This is a genomic window from Luteimonas sp. MC1825 (assembly GCF_014764385.1).
In the GTDB taxonomy this organism is placed as follows: Bacteria; Pseudomonadota; Gammaproteobacteria; order Xanthomonadales; family Xanthomonadaceae; genus Luteimonas.
In genome coordinates this window covers 1,283,465-1,301,602 of sequence record NZ_CP061714.1, presented here as the reverse complement: position 1 = coordinate 1,301,602, position 18,138 = coordinate 1,283,465, and the positions used below count along the sequence as shown (strand labels likewise).

16 protein-coding genes are annotated in these 18,138 nt (G+C 71.7%); 6 read left to right on the top strand and 10 right to left on the bottom strand.

Annotated features, from left to right (window positions below):
- Positions 1–26: 26 nt before the first annotated feature.
- Together rng and IDM46_RS06015 are read right to left on the bottom strand one after the other, a co-directional pair.
- The gene (gene rng, locus IDM46_RS06020; protein ID WP_185115110.1) at positions 27–1,508 is read right to left on the bottom strand and encodes a ribonuclease G; all 1,482 of its coding nucleotides are present in this window, start codon (positions 1,506–1,508) and stop codon (positions 27–29) included.
- Positions 1,505–2,101 carry a Maf family nucleotide pyrophosphatase gene (locus IDM46_RS06015; protein WP_185115109.1) on the bottom strand — a complete coding sequence of 199 codons (597 nt, stop codon included), beginning with the start codon at positions 2,099–2,101 and terminating at the stop codon, positions 1,505–1,507. Before IDM46_RS06015 ends, rng begins: the two co-directional genes overlap by 4 nt.
- 122 nt (positions 2,102–2,223) lie before the next feature.
- Here IDM46_RS06015 and IDM46_RS06010 point away from each other — a divergent pair, with 122 nt between their 5' ends.
- Together IDM46_RS06010 and IDM46_RS06005 are read left to right on the top strand one after the other, a co-directional pair.
- The gene (locus tag IDM46_RS06010) at positions 2,224–2,961 is read left to right on the top strand and encodes an SIMPL domain-containing protein (RefSeq protein ID WP_182821477.1); all 738 of its coding nucleotides are present in this window, start codon (positions 2,224–2,226) and stop codon (positions 2,959–2,961) included.
- 385 nt (positions 2,962–3,346) lie between these two features.
- The gene (locus IDM46_RS06005; protein WP_182821479.1) at positions 3,347–4,018 is read left to right on the top strand and encodes an energy transducer TonB; all 672 of its coding nucleotides are present in this window, start codon (positions 3,347–3,349) and stop codon (positions 4,016–4,018) included.
- 12 nt (positions 4,019–4,030) lie between these two features.
- Here IDM46_RS06005 and rlmH read toward each other — a convergent pair whose 3' ends face one another.
- The 7 genes from rlmH to IDM46_RS05970 form a co-directional block, all read right to left on the bottom strand.
- Complete coding sequence (rlmH, locus tag IDM46_RS06000; RefSeq protein WP_182821481.1) at positions 4,031–4,501, bottom strand: 23S rRNA (pseudouridine(1915)-N(3))-methyltransferase RlmH; 471 nt, start codon at positions 4,499–4,501, stop codon at positions 4,031–4,033.
- 34 nt (positions 4,502–4,535) lie between these two features.
- The gene (gene rsfS, locus IDM46_RS05995) at positions 4,536–4,988 is read right to left on the bottom strand and encodes a ribosome silencing factor (protein WP_182821482.1); all 453 of its coding nucleotides are present in this window, start codon (positions 4,986–4,988) and stop codon (positions 4,536–4,538) included.
- 28 nt (positions 4,989–5,016) lie between these two features.
- Positions 5,017–5,700 (bottom strand): nicotinate-nucleotide adenylyltransferase, encoded by a 684-nt coding sequence (gene nadD / locus IDM46_RS05990; protein ID WP_185115108.1) that lies wholly within the window; start codon positions 5,698–5,700, stop codon positions 5,017–5,019.
- A complete protein-coding gene (gene holA / locus IDM46_RS05985; protein WP_185115107.1) occupies positions 5,697–6,734 on the bottom strand; it encodes a DNA polymerase III subunit delta in 1,038 nt (345 codons plus the stop codon). The genes nadD and holA overlap by 4 nt, the downstream gene beginning before the upstream one ends.
- A gap of 19 nt (positions 6,735–6,753) precedes the next feature.
- Positions 6,754–7,332: an LPS assembly lipoprotein LptE gene (gene lptE / locus IDM46_RS05980; protein WP_185115106.1), complete on the bottom strand. Its 579-nt coding sequence runs from the start codon at positions 7,330–7,332 to the stop codon at positions 6,754–6,756.
- A 50-nt stretch (positions 7,333–7,382) separates the two neighbouring features.
- Entirely contained in the window at positions 7,383–10,133 is a 2,751-nt protein-coding gene (leuS, locus tag IDM46_RS05975; protein ID WP_185115105.1) for a leucine--tRNA ligase, read from the bottom strand.
- Positions 10,134–10,220: 87 nt separating this feature from the next.
- Positions 10,221–10,871: a DUF998 domain-containing protein gene (locus IDM46_RS05970; RefSeq protein WP_182821492.1), complete on the bottom strand. Its 651-nt coding sequence runs from the start codon at positions 10,869–10,871 to the stop codon at positions 10,221–10,223.
- Between the two features lie 100 nt (positions 10,872–10,971).
- On the opposite strand from IDM46_RS05970, the gene trxA reads away from it, so the two are divergent.
- The 3 genes from trxA to IDM46_RS05955 all read left to right on the top strand — a co-directional run bounded on the left by trxA (position 10,972) and on the right by IDM46_RS05955 (position 14,455).
- On the top strand, positions 10,972–11,847 hold the full coding sequence (gene trxA, locus IDM46_RS05965; RefSeq protein ID WP_182821494.1) for a thioredoxin: 876 nt from the start codon (positions 10,972–10,974) through the stop codon (positions 11,845–11,847).
- A gap of 4 nt (positions 11,848–11,851) precedes the next feature.
- The gene (locus tag IDM46_RS05960; protein WP_185115104.1) at positions 11,852–12,319 is read left to right on the top strand and encodes a DUF4442 domain-containing protein; all 468 of its coding nucleotides are present in this window, start codon (positions 11,852–11,854) and stop codon (positions 12,317–12,319) included.
- 120 nt (positions 12,320–12,439) lie between these two features.
- Entirely contained in the window at positions 12,440–14,455 is a 2,016-nt protein-coding gene (locus IDM46_RS05955; RefSeq protein ID WP_185115103.1) for a bifunctional serine/threonine-protein kinase/formylglycine-generating enzyme family protein, read from the top strand.
- A gap of 82 nt (positions 14,456–14,537) precedes the next feature.
- Here the strand turns inward: IDM46_RS05955 and IDM46_RS05950 are convergent, their stop codons facing one another.
- The gene (locus tag IDM46_RS05950) at positions 14,538–15,890 is read right to left on the bottom strand and encodes a DEAD/DEAH box helicase (protein ID WP_185115102.1); all 1,353 of its coding nucleotides are present in this window, start codon (positions 15,888–15,890) and stop codon (positions 14,538–14,540) included.
- Between the two features lie 343 nt (positions 15,891–16,233).
- Here IDM46_RS05950 and IDM46_RS05945 point away from each other — a divergent pair, with 343 nt between their 5' ends.
- Positions 16,234–18,099 carry a monovalent cation:proton antiporter-2 (CPA2) family protein gene (locus tag IDM46_RS05945; RefSeq protein ID WP_185115101.1) on the top strand — a complete coding sequence of 622 codons (1,866 nt, stop codon included), beginning with the start codon at positions 16,234–16,236 and terminating at the stop codon, positions 18,097–18,099.
- Positions 18,100–18,138 lie beyond the last annotated feature (39 nt).

Here is an 18,138-nt window from a genome sequence, read left to right as displayed (position 1 = left end):
AGCCCCACCACGCGCGCCCGGCGTGGCTAGAGCAGCACCACATCGAACTGTTCCTGGAAGTACTGCTCGTCGGCCTGGAAGCGGATCGACTTGCCGAGGAATTCCTCGAGTTCGGCGACCGCCGCCGACTCCTCCTCGGTGATCCGGGTGACGACCTTCGGCGATGCGATCACCAGCAGGCGCTCGGCATCGAACTGGCGCACCGCGCGCACGATCTCGCGGAAGATCTCGTAGGTCACGGTCTCGTCGGTCTTGAGCATGCCGCGGCCGCCGCATTCGTGGCAGGTCTCGCTGAGCTGGCGCTCCAGGCTTTCCACCGTGCGCTTGCGCGTCATCTCCACCAGGCCCAGCGGCGAGAAGTCGTAGACCGTGGTCTTGGCGTGGTCGCGCAGCAGCGATTTTTCCAGCGTGCGCAGCACCTGGCGGCGATGCTCGACATCCACCATGTCGATGAAGTCGATGATGATGATGCCGCCCAGGTTGCGCAGCCTGAGCTGGCGCGCCACCGCCTGCGCGGCCTCCAGGTTGGTGCGGTACACCGTCTCCTCGAGGTTGCGCTGGCCGAGGAACGACCCGGTGTTGACGTCGACCGTGGTCATCGCCTCGGTCTGGTCGATGACCAGGTAGCCGCCGGACTTCAGCGGCACCTGCTTCTCCAGCGCGCGGCCGATCTCGTCCTCCACGCCGTACAGGTCGAACACCGGGCGCGCGCCGCTGTAGTGCTCGATCCGCTCGGCGAGCCCGGGCATGTACTGGGCCGCGAACACCTTCAGGCGATCACAGGTCTCGCGCGAATCCACCTTCACCTTTTCAACGTCGCGGCGCATCAGGTCGCGCACCGCACGCATCGGCAGGGTCAGGTCCTCGTAGACGCAGGTGCCGACGCGCGCGCTCGCCACCTGCCCTTCGACCAGCAGCCAGGCGCGCGCCAGGTAGGCGATGTCCTCGGCCAGGGCTTCCGCCGGCTGGCCTTCGGCGTTGGTGCGCACGATGTAACCGTGCTGGTTGCCGGCCGAGAACCCGGTGACGAGCGACTTCAGGCGCGCTCGCTCGGCTTCGTCCTCGATCCGCGCCGACACGCCGACCACGGTCGACTGCGGCAGCAGCACCAGGTAGCGCGAGGGGATGCTGATCTGCATCGTCAGGCGTGCGCCCTTGGTGCCGATCGGATCCTTGACCACCTGCACCACGATGTCCTGGCCGTCGCGCAGCAGCTCGCTGACCGGGGGGGTGGCCGCGGGCTGCGGCGGCTCGTCGCCGACCAGCTCGGGTGGACGCAGCGAGCGCATCACGTCGTTGGCATGCAGGAACGCGGCGCGTTCCAGGCCGATGTCGACGAACGCCGCCTGCATGCCCGGCATCACCCGCTGCACCTTGCCCTTGTAGATGTTGCCGACCACGCCACGCCGCCAGCCGCGTTCGATGTGCAGCTCCTGCAGCATGCCGTTCTCGACCACCGCCACGCGCGTTTCGCGCGGGGTCACGTTGACCAGGATCTCCTCGCTCATGCCGGGGCGCCGGCGCGCGGCGTGCGCGCGGTGATCCCGAAGCCGCGCAGGAGCTCGGCGGTCTCGTGCAGCGGCAGGCCCATCACCGCCGAGTAGCTGCCGGAGAGGCGGGTCACGAAGCGCTCGGCCCCGCCCTGCACGGCATACGCGCCGGCGCGACCCATCGGCTCGCCGCTGGCGACGTATTCGGTGATGTCCTCGTCGGACAGGTCGGCGAAGGTGACGTCGGTCGCCACCAGCACCGACGCCTCGCGTCCCGCCGACACCAGCGCGACCGCGGTCAGCACCTGGTGGCTGCGCCCGGACAGGCGGCGCAGCATCGCAGCCGCCTCGGCGGCGTCCGCTGGCTTGCCGAACACCGTGTCATCGAGCACCACTTCGGTGTCCGACCCCAGCACCACGGCAGCGGGCACCGCGACCACGCGCAGCAGTCCGGCCCCGGCTTTCTCGCGCGCGACGCGCGCCACGTAGCTGGCCGGCGCTTCGCCCGGCGCACGCACTTCGACGACGTCGACATCGAGCACGCCGAAGTCGAGGCCTAGGCGCGCGAGCAATTCGCGGCGGCGGGGGGATTGCGAGGCAAGATGCAGCATCGGGCAAGGATACCGCGCATGAACGCTGGCCCGACGCGCGCGCGCCGGCCAACCCCGGAACGGCTCACGACCCGTTCACTGCATGCGCAAGACCCTTGTTCCCTTCGCACCTGGAGACCACGATGCCCCATTCCGCCCTGCGCCCGCTGCTGCTCGCCTGCGCCCTCGCCCTCGGTGCCACCCCCATGACCGCTTCCGCACAGACCCCTGCCATGCAGGCCGGCGCCGACGCCACCCTGCTGTCGGTCTCGGCCCGCGGCCAGGCGAGCCGGGTGCCCGATGTCGCCACGGCGTCCGCCGGCGTCGTCACCCAGGCCACCGACGCCAGCGCGGCGATGCGCGCCAACGCCGCGCAGATGACCAAGGTGATGGCCGCGATCCGCGAAGCGGGCGTGGCCGAAAAGGACATCCGCACCACGGGGATCAGCGTCAATCCCGAATACCGCTACGCGGAGAACAAGGCGCCGGAAATCACCGGTTACCGCGCCAGCAACACGGTCAGCATCAAGGTGCGCGAGATCGACCGCCTCGGCAAGGTGCTCGACGCGCTGGTCGCCAGCGGTGCCAACGACATCAATGGCCCGGCGTTCGAGATCGACGAGCCCGAGGCGGTGTATGACGAGGCGCGCCGCGCCGCGCTGGAGCTCGCGCGCGCGCGCGCCGCGATGTATGCCAGGACGCTCGACCTGCGCGTTCGCCGCATCGTCAGCATCAGCGAGGGCGGCGCCTTCCAGCCCCCGCAGCCGATGATGAGGATGGTGAAGGCGGAGATGGCGAGCGATGCGGCGTCCACGTCGGTCTCGCCGGGCGAAACCACGCTCGACGCCAACCTCGACGTCGTATTCGAGCTGGGGCGCTGACATGGGCGGCTCCGATCGCAAGCCCGCACCACCATCCCCGGACACTCGGCCAGGCAAGAACCCGGGCTACGCCGAACCCCAGCCGCGTGATCGCGAGGATGCTCGGGACGGCGCGAAGCCACGCCCGGATCCGGAAGACGGCGGCCTGGCCCCCGACCGCGGCCACGACCCCGCACCCGGCGGCGACTGAGCCGGTCGCCGCACGGCCTCACCGGCGGTCGCCTGCAGGCGGCCGCGCGTCAGCGCGTGCCTTGCGACGTCCGCATCGAGCGGGCAATCTGGACACATCGCCCAGTCGCGCATGCGGCCCGCTCAACCCCTCGGCCGCGTCCCGCGCGTTGGCATCGATACCGGACATCAGCCGGTGCATCGAGGGAGGTGGTCCATGGTCCTGCAGCCCGTTGTCCCCGGTCACGACGCCGCACGCCCCGATCCCGGCCGCATCGCCGGCATCAGCGGCACCCTGCTGCTCAACGCGGCGGCATTCCTGCTGCTGCTCGCGCCGATGACGCGACCACTGGAGGTGCCTCGCGCCGAAGCGCCGCCGGTGGTCGTGCTGGTCCCCGACCGCCCCAGGCCCCCTGATCCGCCGCCGGTGCGGGTCGAGGTGGTGCGCCCGCAGCCCACCGTGCGCGCACCGGCACCGCTGCAACGCATCCAGGCAGCCGCCACGCCGGCGGCGGTCGTGGTCGAGCACGGCAGCATCGCGGTGGATCCGCAGCCCGCCATCGATCCCGGCGATACCGTCGCCGCGCAGCCCGGGCAGGGCCCGGTTACCGGCATGCGGCTGGAGTACGGCGACGCGAGTGCGCCACCCTACCCGCGCGACGCACTGCGCGATGGCGCCGAGGGCACGGTGATGCTGCAGGTGCTGGTGGGCGTGGATGGCCGGCCGCTGGAGGTCACGATCCATGCCGGCAGCGGCCATCGCCGCCTGGACGAGGCCGCGCGCCGCCACGTGCTGCGCCACTGGCGCTTCCGCCCGGCGCTGCGCGGTGGTGAGCCGGTCCAGGCGCTGGGCCTGGTGCCGATCGCGTTCAGCCTCGACCGCGGCTGACCGTCGCCGCGCCTAGGCGCGGTGGTAGGGGTGGTTGGCGAGCAGCGCGGCCGCGCGGTACAGCTGCTCCGCCAGCACCAGGCGCACCAGCATGTGCGGCAGCGTCAGCGGGCCCAGCGACCAGGTCTCGTCGGCGCGCGCCAGCACCTCGTCGGCGTGGCCCTCGGGCCCGCCGACGAGGAAGGCGAGGTCGCGCCCCTGGCCCCGCCAATGTTCCAGGCGGGTTGCCAGCGCCTCCGAATCCCAGGCGCGGCCGCGGCCGTCCAGGGCGACCACGTGCACGTCGCGCGGCAGCGCGGCCAGCACGCGCTGGCCTTCGTCAAAGGTCGCGCGCACGGCGTCGCGGCCCTTGCCGCGCAGGCCCGGGGTGATTTCGACAAGCTCCAGCGGCAGCCAGTGCGACAGCCGCTTGCGGTATTCGCCGAAGCCTTCGGACACCCAGCCCGGCGGGCGTTCACCGACGGCGACCAGGCGCGCCTTCATGGGGTCCGCGCGCCAGCAGCCTGCAGGCGAGGGATCAGCGCCGCGTCTGGCGGGGCGCGGGGACCGCGGCCATGTCGGCGGCGGCCTCGGGGGCATCGTCGCGGCCAGGCGGCTCGTCGCCGACCGTCCACAGGCGTTCGAGTGCATAGAACTCGCGTACGCGCGGCAGCATCAGGTGCACCACCACGTCGCCCAGGTCGACCAGCACCCACTCGGCCTCGCGCTCGCCTTCCACGCCCAGCGGCTGGCAGTCCAGGCGCTTGGCGAAGCGGACCACCTCATTGGCGATCGCCTTGACATGACGGGTCGAGGTGCCGGACGCCACCACCATGTAGTCGCAGACGCTGGTCTTGCCTCGGACATCGATTTCAACGACGTCCTGGGCCTTCAGTTCGGCGACCGCCTCGAGCACGGTGGCCAGCAGCACTTCAACGGCGGGGGGCGGGTTGGGCAGGCTGGTCTTGATGACTTGGGTGGGCGTGGTCAATGGGGTCGACTCGTTGGCGTGGCGGCGATTATAGCGAAGCGACGGTCCCGGGCCCGGTGACGTCGGCGTACAGCCCATGTTGGCGGATATGGGCGGCAACGGCTGCCGGCACCATCGGCGGCCAGTCTTCCCCGGCGGCGATGCGGCGCCGGACTTCGCTGGAGGATTCGTCGCGCAGCCCGGGCAAGGCCAGCACGGCGTAGCCACCGGCCGGTGAATCGGCAAGCGCGCCGGCCGCGCGGCGGCGGAACTCGATGCCACGGTGCACCGTGAACGCCAGGCGCTCCACCGTCGCCGCGTCCAGGGGCGCACCCGGACGCTCCACGGCCAGCACGTGGCCGTGCGCGAACAGCTCGCGCCAGCGGTGCCAGCTGTCGAGCTGGAGCAGCGAATCGCCGCCGACGACCCAGGCGATCGGGCGGTGCGGCCCCTGTTCGGCGCGGATCAGGCGCAGGGTGTCGACGGTGTACGACGGCCCGTCGCGGTGCAGTTCGCGCCGGTCGACGCGCATCCCCGGCTCGCCGGCGATCGCCAGCTCCAGCATCGCCGCGCGCGCCTCGGCGTCGGCATGCGTGTGCGTCTTGTGCGGCGGGTCCGCCGCAGGCACCAGTACGACCTCGGCGCCGAGCCGGTCGCGCACCGCGCGCGCGATGGCGAGGTGGCCGAGGTGCACCGGATCGAAGCTGCCGCCGTAGCAGGCCAGCAGTGTCACGCCGCGAGCAGCGGCAGCGCGCGCGCGTCGGCGACCGCGAGCAGCAGGCGCTCGAGCACTTGCCACGCATCACCCTCGCCGCGCCCCTTGGCGATGCGGTCGATGCGTCCGGCCACCGCCACGAAGCGCTCCCAGCGGGCGGCCGGGTGGCGTGCCAGGGCGCGCTTGTAGGCCGCCTGCTTCGCATCCCAGACCCGCTGCACCTTGAATTCCGCGGCCAGGTTGCCGCCACGCGCCTGCACCCGCGCCAGCGCCGCCGCGCGCTGCAGCTCCATCACCACCATGCCCATCAGCGCCGGGACCGCCTCGCCCTCGGCGCGCAGCCCGGCCAGCATGCGCACCGCCTGTGCGCCTTCGCCGTTGAGCGCGGCGTCGACCAGGCGGAACACGTCGAAGCGCGCGGCATCCGCCACCAGCACCTGCATGCGGGCGGCATCGATCACCCCGCCTTCGGCCAGCAGCACCAGCTTGTCGATTTCCTGCGCGGCGGCCAGCAGGTTGCCGTCGACGCGTTCGACCAGCAGCTGCACGGCGTCGCGGTCGGCGCGCACGCCGCGCCGCCGCAGCCGCGCCTCGACCCAGCCGTGCAGCTCATGCGGCTTGATCGCCCAGGCGACGGCGATGGCACCGGCACGCGCGATCGCCTCGCTCCACTTGCCGCCGTGCTTGCCGCTCCACTCGCCGCCGGTGACCAGCAGGCAGGTGTCGGGCGGCGGATCGGCACAATAGGTGGTGATGACCTCGGCACCCTGCTTGCCCGGCTTGGCGGTCGGCAGCCGCACCTCGATCACGCGCCGCGCCGAGAACAGGCTGGGCGCGCGCAGGCTGGCTTCCAGTCCGTCCCAATCGATGTCGCGACCGTCGACATCGAACACCTCGCGCTCGGCGAAGCCCTCCTCGCGCGCCCGCGCGCGGATCGCATCCGCCGCTTCCAGCACGCGCAGGGTTTCCGGGCCGGCGACCAGGTAGACGGGTGCCAGCGGCATGCCGGCAAGTGCCGAGGCCAGCTGCTCCGGGGTCAGATCCCGGGCCATGGCGACCGGTCCGGCCCGCTCAGGGCGTGCCCGCGTCGGGCTCGGCGACGGGGGGCACGGCCGGGACCGCGATGCCGGCCGCGGCGTCCGCCGCGCGGCTGCGCGTGACCGAATCGATCCGGCGCAGCACCGCCGACGCCATCTCGCGCTGCAACTCGCGCGACAGCAGCTCGCGCTCGCTTTCCGAGCCGGTGGAATCCTGGGGCAGCGACACGTAGTCGCGCGACAGTTCGATCACCTGCTGCGGCACGAGCGTGCCGCCCTCCCCGTCGACCAGGGAGAACACCGACGCGTAGCGCAGCGTGTATTCCTGGGCGCGACCGAACTGGTCGACGCTGAGCGGCTGCGACTCCCACTGCTCGGAGTGGATCCGCAGCACCGACGCACCCGGGCTGTCGCCCGCCGGCACCTCGATGCCGGCGCGCTCGAGCGAGCGCGACAGCGACTGGGCCAGCGCGCTGTAGGGGTCCTGCGCGATCACCCGGACCCGGTCCAGGTCTGCCGGCAGCGAGAGCGCGTCACGGAGGTGGAAGCCGCAGGCGGGGAGCGCGAGCACCAGCAGCGCGAGCACGAAGGTACGGAGATAAGAACGGGTCATCGACGGAGTCTGTACGAGGCGGACAGGCGCGGCAAGCGGGGGCGTGGCGGTCATGACGCCACCACGTTCACGATCTTGCCCGGCACCACGATCACCTTGCGCACCGTGAGTCCGTCCAGCATGCGCGCCACGCCCGGCTCGGCGAGCGCGGCGGCCTCGATGGCCTCGCGCGCCGCGTCGGCGGCGACCTCGATGGTGCCGCGCAGCTTGCCGTTCACCTGCACCGCCAGGGTCAGCGCGTCGCGCACCAGCGCCGCCGGGTCCGCGACCGGGAACGCGACATCCTCCAGCACCGTCTCCGCGTGGCCCAGCACCTGCCACAGCGCGTGGCAGGCATGCGGGGTGACCGGGTTCAGCAACAGCACCATGGCCGACAGCGCTTCGTGGCGCACGGCGCGGCCACCCGGCGAGGCGTCGTCGAACTTCGTGACGTGGTTCAGCAGCTCCATCAGTGCCGCGATCGCGGTGTTGAAGCTGTGCCGGCGGCCGTAGTCGTCGCCGACCTTCTGGATGGTCTCGTGCAGCTGGCGGCGCAGGGTCTTCTGCGCGGCGGTGAGGGGGGCATCGTCCCCCGCCGGCAGGGGCAGCGTATCGGCGTGTTTCTGCACCTCGCGCCAGAAGCGCCGCATGAAGCGCGACATGCCCTCCACGCCGGCCTCGTTCCACTCCAGCGACAGCGTCGGCGGCGAGGCGAACATCGAGAACAGGCGGACGGTGTCGGCGCCGTACTTGTCGACCATCGACTGCGGATCGACGCCGTTGTTCTTCGACTTCGACATTTTCTCGATGCCGCCGACCACCACCGGCCGGCCGTCGCTGCGCAGGTGCGCGCCGAGCACGCGGCCGCGCTCGTCGCGCTCCACCTCGACATCGGCCGGGTTGATCCAGTCGCGCGCGCCGTTGGCGGCCTCGCGGTAATAGGTGTCGGCGACCACCATGCCCTGGGTGAGCAGGTTGACCGCGGGTTCGTCGCTGTCCACCAGCCCCTGGTCGCGCAGCAGCTTGTGGAAGAAGCGGAAGTACAGCAGGTGCAGGATGGCGTGCTCGATGCCGCCGATGTACTGGTCGACCGGCGTCCAGTACCTGCCGCGCGCATCGACCATGTCGGCGGCGCCGGGGGAGGTGTAGCGCGCGTAGTACCAGCTCGACTCCATGAAGGTGTCGAAGGTGTCCGTCTCGCGCTCGGCCGGTTGGCCGCACTTCGGGCAGCTGGTGCGGCGCCATTCCGGGTCGGACTTGAGCGGTGAGTGCACCGTGCCGCAGGCAAACGCGGCCTCGACATCCTCGGGCAGGACCACCGGGAGCTGGTCTTCCGGCACCGGCACCGCGCCGCAGGCGCCGCAGTACACCACCGGGATCGGGCAGCCCCAGTAACGCTGGCGGCTGACGCCCCAGTCGCGCAGGCGGAAATTGACGCGGCGGCGGCCGATGCCCTCGGCTTCGAAACGCGCGGCCAGCGCCGCGAACGCGGCGTCGAAATCCATGCCGTCGTAGTCGCCGGAATTCACCAGCATGCCGCGCTCGGTGTACGCGCCGCGCTGTTCGATGCCCGCCATGAAGTCGCGGACCATCGCCACCGCGGCCGAGGTGTCGTACGCGTCGACCGAACCGCCGGCCAGCGCCGCCTGGAACGGATCAGAGTCGTGGGCGACATCGCTGGCGACCTCGCGCAAGGCGTCGGCAACACCCGGAGGCACGATCACCGGATGCACCGGCAGGCCGTAGGCCTTGGCGAACTCCCAGTCGCGCTGGTCGTGCGCCGGCACCGCCATCACCGCACCGGTGCCGTAGCCCATCAGCACGAAATTGGCGACATAGATCGGCAGGTCCTCGCCGGTCACCGGGTGGATGGCCCACTGCCCGGTGGCCATGCCGCGCTTCTCCTGCGCCTCGATGTCGGCTTCGGACACGCCTCCGCGGCGCAGTTCGGCGAGGAACGCGGCCAGTTCGGGGTTGTCGCGGGCGGCCTTCAGCGCCAGCGGGTGTTCACCGGCGATGCTGATGAAGGTCGCGCCCATCAGCGTGTCCGGGCGGGTGGTGTAGACCACCAGCGGCGCGTCCTCGCCGTCCACGCGGAAGCCGAGTTCCAGGCCTTCGCTGCGGCCGATCCAGTTGCGCTGCATGGTCTTGACCGGCTCCGGCCAGCCGGGCAGCCGGTCCAGTCCGTCTAGCAGCTCCTGGGCGTAATCGGTGATGCGCAGGAACCACTGCGGGATCTCGCGCTTCTCCACCGGCGCGCCGGAGCGCCAGCCGCGGCCGTCGATCACCTGCTCGTTGGCGAGCACCGTCTGGTCCACCGGATCCCAGTTGACCACCGAGTTGCGGCGGTAGGCGAGGCCCTTTTCCATCAGCCGCACGAACATGCGCTGCTCGTGGACGTAGTAGTCGGGATTGCAGGTGGCGAATTCGCGCGACCAGTCGATCGCGTAGCCCAGCGACTTCAACTGCGCGCGCATGTGGTCGATGTTGGCGTAGGTCCACTTCGCCGGCGCGGTGCGGTTCTTGATCGCGGCATTCTCTGCCGGCAGGCCGAACGCGTCCCAGCCCATCGGCTGCAGCACGTTGTGGCCGGTCATGCGCTTGTGCCGGCTGATCACGTCGCTGATGGTGTAGTTGCGCACGTGGCCCATGTGCAGCGCACCGGACGGGTACGGCAGCATCGCCAGGCAGTAGAACTTGGGCTTGGCGCTGTCCTCGGACACCTCGAACGCGCGCTCCCGATCCCAGAAGCCCTGCGCCGCCGCCTCGACGGCCTGTGGCTGGTAGCTGTGGGAATCAGGGCTTTCGGGGACGTTGGACACGTGGCTTGAACCGGTGGAAGGGGGCCCGGAAGCCTACCGCAGCGCACCCGGGGCCGCCATTCACGCCGCTGCGCGCCATGCCCGCCATCAGCCGCCGCGTTGCGCCGTGCCCGTGCCGGCGGCACCCGTCCAGGAGATCCATGCCAGCCAGCCGAACCACGCGGCGAACGCGATGCGCTGAACCAGCGGCGCCGGCAGCGCGTCGCCTGCCAGCGAGGCGAACACCAGCACGGCGGCGCCGGACGCGGCATGCACGGCGGCCATCGCCGGGCGCGTGCGCGCACCCGCCAGCGCCAGCAGCACCGTCGCGGCCACGAACGCGATCTCCCACATGGCCCACGCCGCGCCGTGCAGCCGGCTGCGCGCCTGGTCGGGCGCATCGAGGTCGAGCGGCAGCAGCCCCTGTGCGGCAAACGCGAGGGCCGCAAGCAGCGCCAGCGTCCAGCCCAGGCGTGCGGCAAGCGCAGCGGGAGGGCGCAGAGCGGTGCGCGCGCGCAGCGCCAGGACCGCCGCCAGCGCGCCGGGCACCAGAAATGCAAGCAGGTTGAATCCGGGCGCGTGCGGCACGCCGGTGGCCCCCAGCACCGCCACCGGATGCAGCTGGTGCGCAAATCCGTCGAGCGCCATCCCGAAGCCTGCAAGCGCGAGCACGAAGCTGGCCGCCGCGGCCAGGCCCAGCCACCGCCAGGGATCGCGCGTGCGTGCGTGCGTGTGCAACCTGTTGCGCGCTGCCGCCATGCGCCATGTGCCTGTCCGGGGGAGCGGCATCGTCGCCCCGCGCGCTTGCAAACGGCAAGCGCTGGCACAATCTCCTGTCGATCGCCGATTGGATCCCGCCATGTCCCCGTCCACCGCGTCACCCCACGTCTTCGATGCCACCGCCGACAACTTCGAGGCGGACGTCCTCGGCCGGTCTCTGCACACGCCGGTCCTGATCGACTTCTGGGCCGAATGGTGTGGCCCGTGCAAGACCATCGGGCCGATCCTCGAGAAGCTCGCGGCCGAGTACAACGGCGCCTTCGTGCTGGCCAAGATCGATGTCGACAGCCAGCAGGAACTGGCCGGTGCGTTCCAGGTCCGTTCCATCCCCACCATCATCCTGGTGAAGGACGGGCAGCCGGTCGACGGGTTCCCCGGCGCGCTGCCCGAGGGCCAGCTGCGCGAGTTCCTGACGCAGCACGGCATCGTGCCGGCCGCGGCCGAAGCCGAAGCCGCGGAGGCCGCCGCCCCGCCGCCGCCCGATCCGCACGCCGAGGTCCTGCGCCTGCGCCACGCCAGCGAAGCCGCGCCGGACGACGACAGCCTGAAGCTCGAGCTGGCACTGGCCCTGCTCGCCACCGGTGTCACCCAGGAAGCCAGCCAGCTGCTGGATGCCCTGCCCGCCAACCTCGCCACCGACGACCGCGCGGTGCGCGCCCGCGCCAGCCTCGACTTCGCGGCGCTGCTGCGCGATGCGCCGTCGGTCGAGGTGCTGGAGATGGCGATCAGCCGCGACCCTGCCGACCTGCGCGCCCGCCACCTGCTCGGCGCGCAGCACATCGTCGCCGGCCGCCCGGAAGCCGCGCTGCAGCAGTTCATGGACATGCTGCGCCGCGACCGCAGCTTCGAGGACGGCCTTCCGCGCAAGGCGCTGATTGAAGCGTTCCGCGTGATCGACGATGACGACCTCGTCGCCCGCTACCGCCGGCAGATGTCGGCGCTGCTGCTGTCCTGACGGCGTGCGGGCCTCCACGCTGCGGCGGATCATGAACGTATGGCCGCCATTCCTGTTCTCGGGCATCCGCATCACCGCGATCTCCGAGGACTACCGCCATGCACGCGTGCGCATGCGCCAGCACTGGTTCAACCGCAACTACGTCGGCACGCATTTCGGCGGCAGCCTGTTCGCCATGACCGACCCGTTCTGGATGCTGCTGACCATGCGCTCGCTGGGTCGCGGTTACCTGGTCTGGGACCAGGCCGCGGAGATCCGCTTCGTCAAGCCGGGCCGCGGCACGGTGGAGGCGAGCTTCGACCTCGGCGAGGACGTGCTTGAAACCATGCGCGCGGCGACCGCCAACGGCGGCAAGCACCTGCACTGGTTCGACACCCAGGTGCACGACGCCGGTGGGCAGGTGGTCGCCAGCGTGCGCAAGCAGCTGTACGTGCGCCGCAAGCAGGCGGCGCACCGAGGTGCCGGGGCGTGACCCGGGTCGCATCCCGCCGCAGGCGCAGCTGATGTCCAGCCGGTATCCTCGCTGGTGCCACAGGGGGGCGTGATGTCGCAAGCCAACGATCACAGCGCAGGGGCGCCAGCACCGATGCCGATGCCGGAGATCGCCGGCTACCGGCTCACGCGCGTGCTCGGTGCGGGCGGCATGTCCACGGTCTACCTCGGCGAGCAGCGCTCGCTGGGCCGCGAGGTGGCGATCAAGGTCATGCTGCCCGACGCGCTGACCGACGAGGTGAGCCGCCGCCGCTTCGAGAACGAGGCGCGCACCGTCGCCCGCCTGGACCACCCCAACATCGTCGGCATCCACGACGTCGGCCGCACCGGCGAGGGCCTGCCCTACTACTCGATGCCGCACATGGCCCACGGCCACCTCGGCCAGCGCGACCTGCGCGGCAAGGAACCGCAGGTCCGCGCCATCCTGCAGGCGCTGCTGGACGCGCTGCGCCATGCCCACGCGCGCGGCATCGTGCATCGCGACGTCAAGGCCGAGAACGTGCTGTTCGACGATACCGACCGGCCGCAGCTGGCCGATTTCGGCATCGCCCTGCGCCGCGGCTACGGTTCGCGCGTCACCACCGCGGGTCTGGCCGTGGGCAGCACCGCCTACATGCCACCCGAGCAGGCGCGCGGCGAGCCCGTGGACGCACGCGCCGACCTCTACAGCGTGGGCGTGCTGGCCTGGGAAATGCTGGTCGGGTCGCTGCCCTACAACGCACCCGATGCGCTGTCGATGGCGGTGATGCACGTCCAGGACCCGATCCCGCGCCTGCCGCGCGAACTGCGCCACTGGCAGCCATTCATCGATCGCGCACTTGCCAAGTCACCCGACCGGCGCTTCAGCGATGCCGCGCAGATGCTCGCGGCGCTGGACAAGGTGGAACGCGGCGGGCGCGGGCCGGCCGACGTCGGCCATGACCTGGGCAAGCGCCTGCGCGCGGTGCCGGCCAAGGCCTGGCTGGTCGCGGGCCTGGTGGTCGCCGCGGGGATCGGCCTGGCCTCGCGCGATGGCGCAGGGCCGCGCGCGTTCTATCGCGCCGGCGGCGCCGACGCCGCGGCGGCGGCAGCGACCGCAGGCGACGGGTCCATGGCCACGGGCATCGGTGACGGAAAACGCATCACCGCGCTCGCCAGCCCCGACGACGCGCTGCTGCGTGCCGCACCCGAGTCCGATGCCGAGACCTGGCTGGTGGCGGCCGAACGCCAGTTGCGCGAGCGCAAGCTCACCGCGCCCGCCGGCGACAACGCCTACACCAGCGTCCTCAATGCCTGGCAGGCCGACAGCGGCCACCTCAAGGTGGCGGGAACCGCGGACGCGCTGATCGCCGCGCTGGCCCTCGATGCCGAGCGCGAGATGCAGCGCGGCGACGATGCCGCGGCCCGCAGCAGCGTCATGCAGGCGACCCAGCTCGCGTCGCGCACCGCGCGCTCCGACGGGCCCGCGCTCGCGGGCCTGCGCGAACGGACACGCAAGGCCATCTCCAGTCGCGTCGATACCGCCGCGGCCGCCTACGACCGTACCGCCGCGCTCGCCGCGGTGGAGTCCGGGCGCAGGATGGGGCTCGACGCGCGTGCACTGGCGGCGCTGGATACACGCGCGCGCAAGATCCCGCTGCCCGGTGAGCGTATCGAGGGCGGAAGCATCGACACGGTGCTGGTGCAGCAAGGCGGCATGCGCCTGGCCGCGATGCGCCGCGCGGTCAGCCGTGCCGACTTCGGCGAATTCGCCGGCGCCACCGGCCGCGAGCCGGCCCGCTGCCGCGAACGCGCTTCGCTGCTGCGCGTGGTGGCGCCGCGCACCTGGCGCAGCCCCGGCTTTGACCAGGGTGCCGGCGACGCGGTGGTCTGCGTGTCGTGGGACGACGCCGTGGCCTATGCGCATTGGGCAGGCAAGCGCGACGGCCGCTCCTACCGCCTGCCGACGTCGTCGGAGTGGCGCCGCCTGCCCGCGACGGCCGGCGGATCGCGTGCGGTGGCCGAGTGGAACGTCGATTGCAGCGGCAGCTGCGAGTACCGCGTGACCAGCGGCGGCAGCTGGCGCGGTGACGCCGGCCGACGCGAGGGCGGCCGCGGCTACGACGACGTCGGGTTCCGGCTGGTCCGCGACCTCTGACCGCGCCGCTGCCCACGACCCGGAAATGAAAACGCCACCGGGCGGCTGCCCGGTGGCGCTCAAGCGTGACGCCCGGCCTGGATCAGGCGCGCGAGTCGCGCCTTCCCGCACCCTGGCCACGGCCACGGCTGCCCGGCACCTGCGGACCCGCATGCGGCTGCGCACTGCGCGGCTGCGCCTTGCCATGGCCACGATGCGCTGCCGGCCGCGCCGGACGCTGGTCGCCCGCCGGGCGCCCGCCACGGCCACCGTTCGGCGGCCTCGGCGCGTCGAGGCGGATCGGGCGGCTCGGCTCGAAGCCCGGCACCACCACCATCTCGATCTCGGCCTTCAGCATCTTCTGGATGTCGCGCAGCAGCGCGCCCTCTTCCGGGGACACCAGCGACAGCGCCTCGCCCGTCGCACCGGCGCGGCCGGTACGGCCGATGCGGTGCACGTAGTCCTCGGCGACCATCGGCAGGTCGTGGTTGATCACCAGCGGCAGGTTGGGGATGTCCAGGCCGCGCGCGGCGACGTCGGTGGCCACCAGGATGCGGGCACGCCCGGATTTGAACGCGTCGAGCGCCTTCTGCCGCTGTGCCTGGCTCTTGTTGCCGTGGATCGCCACCGCCGGCAGGCCGGACTTCTCCAGCTGTTCCGCCAGGCGATTGCAGCCGTGCTTGGTCTTGCCGAAGATCAGCACCTGTTCGGTGTGGCGCTTGGACAGGATGTCGACCAGCAGGTCGCGCTTGGCGGCCGAGTCGACCGGGTGGGCGCGGTGCACGATGGTGTCGGCGATGGTGTTCTGCGCGGCCACCTCGACCTGGCGCGGATCACGCATGAACTCCAGCGCCAGCGCCTTGATGCGCGCCTCGAACGTGGCCGAGAACAGCAACGTCTGGCGCTCCTTGGGCACGCGCGCAAGCACGCGCTTGATCGACGGCAGGAAGCCCATGTCGAGCATGCGGTCGGCCTCGTCGAGGATCAGCATCTCCACCGCGTCGAGCTTGGCGTGGCCGGACTGCATGTGGTCCAGCAGGCGTCCCGGGCAGGCGACGAGGATGTCCACGCCGCGGCGCAGGTTGTCGATCTGCGGCTGCATGCCGGCGCCACCGAAGATCGTGGTGACGTTGAGCTTCATGTGGTGGCCGTATTCCTTGATGCTTTCGGCAACCTGCACCGCAAGCTCGCGGGTCGGCACCAGCACCAGCGCACGCGGCTTGCGCGGGCCACGGGCCGGGGTTTCCTTGCCCAGGCGCTGCAGCAGCGGCAGGCCGAAGGCGGCGGTCTTGCCGGTGCCGGTCTGGGCCGCGCCGAGCACGTCATGGCCGGCGAGGATCAGCGGGATGGCCTGTTCCTGGATCGGGGTGGGCTGGGTGTAGCCGCTGGCGACAAGCGCGCGCAGCAGGCCTTGCGAGAGCCCAAGGCTCTCGAAAGTCCGGGTATCGGACGTCATGGAACAACTCCTGGTTCGACAGTTCGCCCGGCGATTTCCGTGATCCGCGCGGCGGGCAATCAATTTTTGACGGCAACCGGAGGGACCGGGCCGTGTCTGCGCTACGAAAGACGTGCGGGAGTAAAAGAGGCCGTGGTGTCGCCTTGCGGCGGCCGCGGCTTGGCAATGACCGGAGATACGGACTGCCGTGCGCCAACCCGGGCATCATACGGCATGAATGCGCGATGCGCGGCATGCCGCCATGCGGACAGCGCGTTTGGTTCATGGCACGCCGCCGGCGCGACCCGCGCGCATACTCGCCCGACCTTGCCCCGACGACGCCCTGCGCGCCCGAACGATGCCCATGGAAGCAGCCTCCGACACCTCGCAACTCGTCCACGTGGTCGCCCTGCTCGGCGCGGCGGTGATCGCGGTACCGCTGTTCCGCCGCCTCGGATTGGGTTCCGTGCTCGGCTACCTGGCCGCGGGCATGGTGATCGGCCCGTTCGGCTTCGGCTGGTTCGCGCGGCCCGAGGCGATCCTGCACGTCGCCGAGCTCGGCGTGGTGATGTTCCTGTTCGTGGTCGGGCTGGAGATGAGGCCGTCGCACCTGTGGAGCCTGCGCCGGGAGATCTTCGGCCTCGGCCCGCTGCAGATCCTGGGCTGCGCCGCCGCGCTGGCCGGCGTCGGCCTGCTGCTCGGGCTGCCCGCGCCGGTGGCGTTCATCGGCGCCGCCGGCTTCGTGCTGACCTCCACCGCGATCGTGATGCAGGTGCTGGCCGAACGGGGCGACATCGCCACCCCACGCGGCCAGAAGATGGTGTCGATCCTGCTGTTCGAAGACCTGCTGATCGTCCCGCTGCTGGCGCTGGTGGCGTTCATGTCGCCGCTGCCCGATGCCGACGGCGCCGCATCGCGGCTGGCATCGTCAGCCATGGCGGTCGCGTCGCTGGTCGCGCTGGTGGTGGCCGGCCTGTACCTGCTGAACCCGCTGTTCCGGCTGCTGGCGGCGTCGCGCGCGCGCGAACTGATGACGGCGGCCGCCCTGCTGGTGGTGCTGGGCGCGGCGCTGCTGATGGAAATGGGCGGACTGTCGATGGCGATGGGCGCGTTCCTGGCCGGCGTGCTGCTGTCGGAGTCGACCTTCCGCCACGAACTCGAAGCCGACATCGAGCCGTTCCGCGGCCTGCTGCTGGGCCTGTTCTTCCTCGCCGTCGGCATGTCGCTGGACCTGGCGGCAGTGGCCGCGGACTGGCGCCTGGTGGTGCTGGCGGTGCCGGCGATGATGATCGCCAAGGCACTTTGCATCTACACCGTGGCGCGCTTCATGCGCAGCAGCCACGGCAATGCGCTGGACCGCGCCGTGCTGATGGCGCAGGGCGGCGAGTTCGCATTCGTGCTGTTCGCCGCCGCCGAGTCCGCCGGCATCATCAGCGGCGGGGCCAACGACAGCCTGACCGCGATCGTGGTGCTGTCGATGGCGCTCACCCCGCTTGCGATGCTGCTGGTGCGGCGCGCGACGCGTGCCGCGGACGCCTCGCTGGACGGCATCGATGCCGCGTCCGGCCAGAGCGGCAGCGTGCTGATCATCGGCTTCGGCCGCTTCGGGCAGGTGGTCAGCCAGTCGCTGCTGGCGCGCGACATCGACGTGACCATCATCGACAGCGACGTCGACATGATCCGCAACGCGGCGGGCTTCGGCTTCAAGGTCTACTACGGCGACGGCACCCGGCTGGACGTGCTGCGTGCGTCGGGCGCCGGCAGTGCGCGCGCGATCGCGGTCTGCGTGGACGACAAGCACGCCGCCGACCGCATCGCGGCGCTGGCGCGCAGCGCGTTCCCGCAGGCGCGGCTGCTGGTGAGGGCCTACGACCGCGTGCACGCGCTTCAGCTCGCCATCGCGGGCGTCGACTACTCGGTGCGCGAGACCTTCGAATCCGCGGTGCTGTTCGGCGAGGCGGCGCTGCGACAGCTGGATGTCGATCCGGTCGAGGCGGCGCGGGTCACCGCCGAGGTCCGACGCCTCGAGGTGGAACGCTTCCAGCTGGAGCTCTCCGCGGGCATCGGCGCCGGCGTCGGCCTGATGCGCACCAACACCGGCGCCGGCCCCTCGCCCACGCCGCTTACCGCGCCCCGCCGCCAGGCACAGGTGCTCAACCCGGCGGGCGACCCCGGCCCCGGCACGCGGCGGCCGGACCCCGCCGAGGACGATGGCGCACCGGCGCCATGACCTCCGACACACCAACCCGCGGGGTTGGCGGGCGTAGAG

Coding starts and splice junctions, on each gene's coding strand:
- rng (WP_185115110.1), bottom strand. CDS start 1,508: ATGAGCGAGGAGATCCTGGTCAACGTGACCCCGCGCGAAACGCGCGTG.
- IDM46_RS06015 (WP_185115109.1), bottom strand. CDS start 2,101: ATGCTGCATCTTGCCTCGCAATCCCCCCGCCGCCGCGAATTGCTCGCG.
- IDM46_RS06010 (WP_182821477.1), top strand. CDS start 2,224: ATGCCCCATTCCGCCCTGCGCCCGCTGCTGCTCGCCTGCGCCCTCGCC.
- IDM46_RS06005 (WP_182821479.1), top strand. CDS start 3,347: ATGGTCCTGCAGCCCGTTGTCCCCGGTCACGACGCCGCACGCCCCGAT.
- rlmH (WP_182821481.1), bottom strand. CDS start 4,501: ATGAAGGCGCGCCTGGTCGCCGTCGGTGAACGCCCGCCGGGCTGGGTG.
- holA (WP_185115107.1), bottom strand. CDS start 6,734: ATGGCCCGGGATCTGACCCCGGAGCAGCTGGCCTCGGCACTTGCCGGC.
- lptE (WP_185115106.1), bottom strand. CDS start 7,332: ATGACCCGTTCTTATCTCCGTACCTTCGTGCTCGCGCTGCTGGTGCTC.
- IDM46_RS05970 (WP_182821492.1), bottom strand. CDS start 10,871: ATGGCGGCAGCGCGCAACAGGTTGCACACGCACGCACGCACGCGCGAT.
- trxA (WP_182821494.1), top strand. CDS start 10,972: ATGTCCCCGTCCACCGCGTCACCCCACGTCTTCGATGCCACCGCCGAC.
- IDM46_RS05955 (WP_185115103.1), top strand. CDS start 12,440: ATGCCGGAGATCGCCGGCTACCGGCTCACGCGCGTGCTCGGTGCGGGC.
- IDM46_RS05950 (WP_185115102.1), bottom strand. CDS start 15,890: ATGACGTCCGATACCCGGACTTTCGAGAGCCTTGGGCTCTCGCAAGGC.
- IDM46_RS05945 (WP_185115101.1), top strand. CDS start 16,234: ATGGAAGCAGCCTCCGACACCTCGCAACTCGTCCACGTGGTCGCCCTG.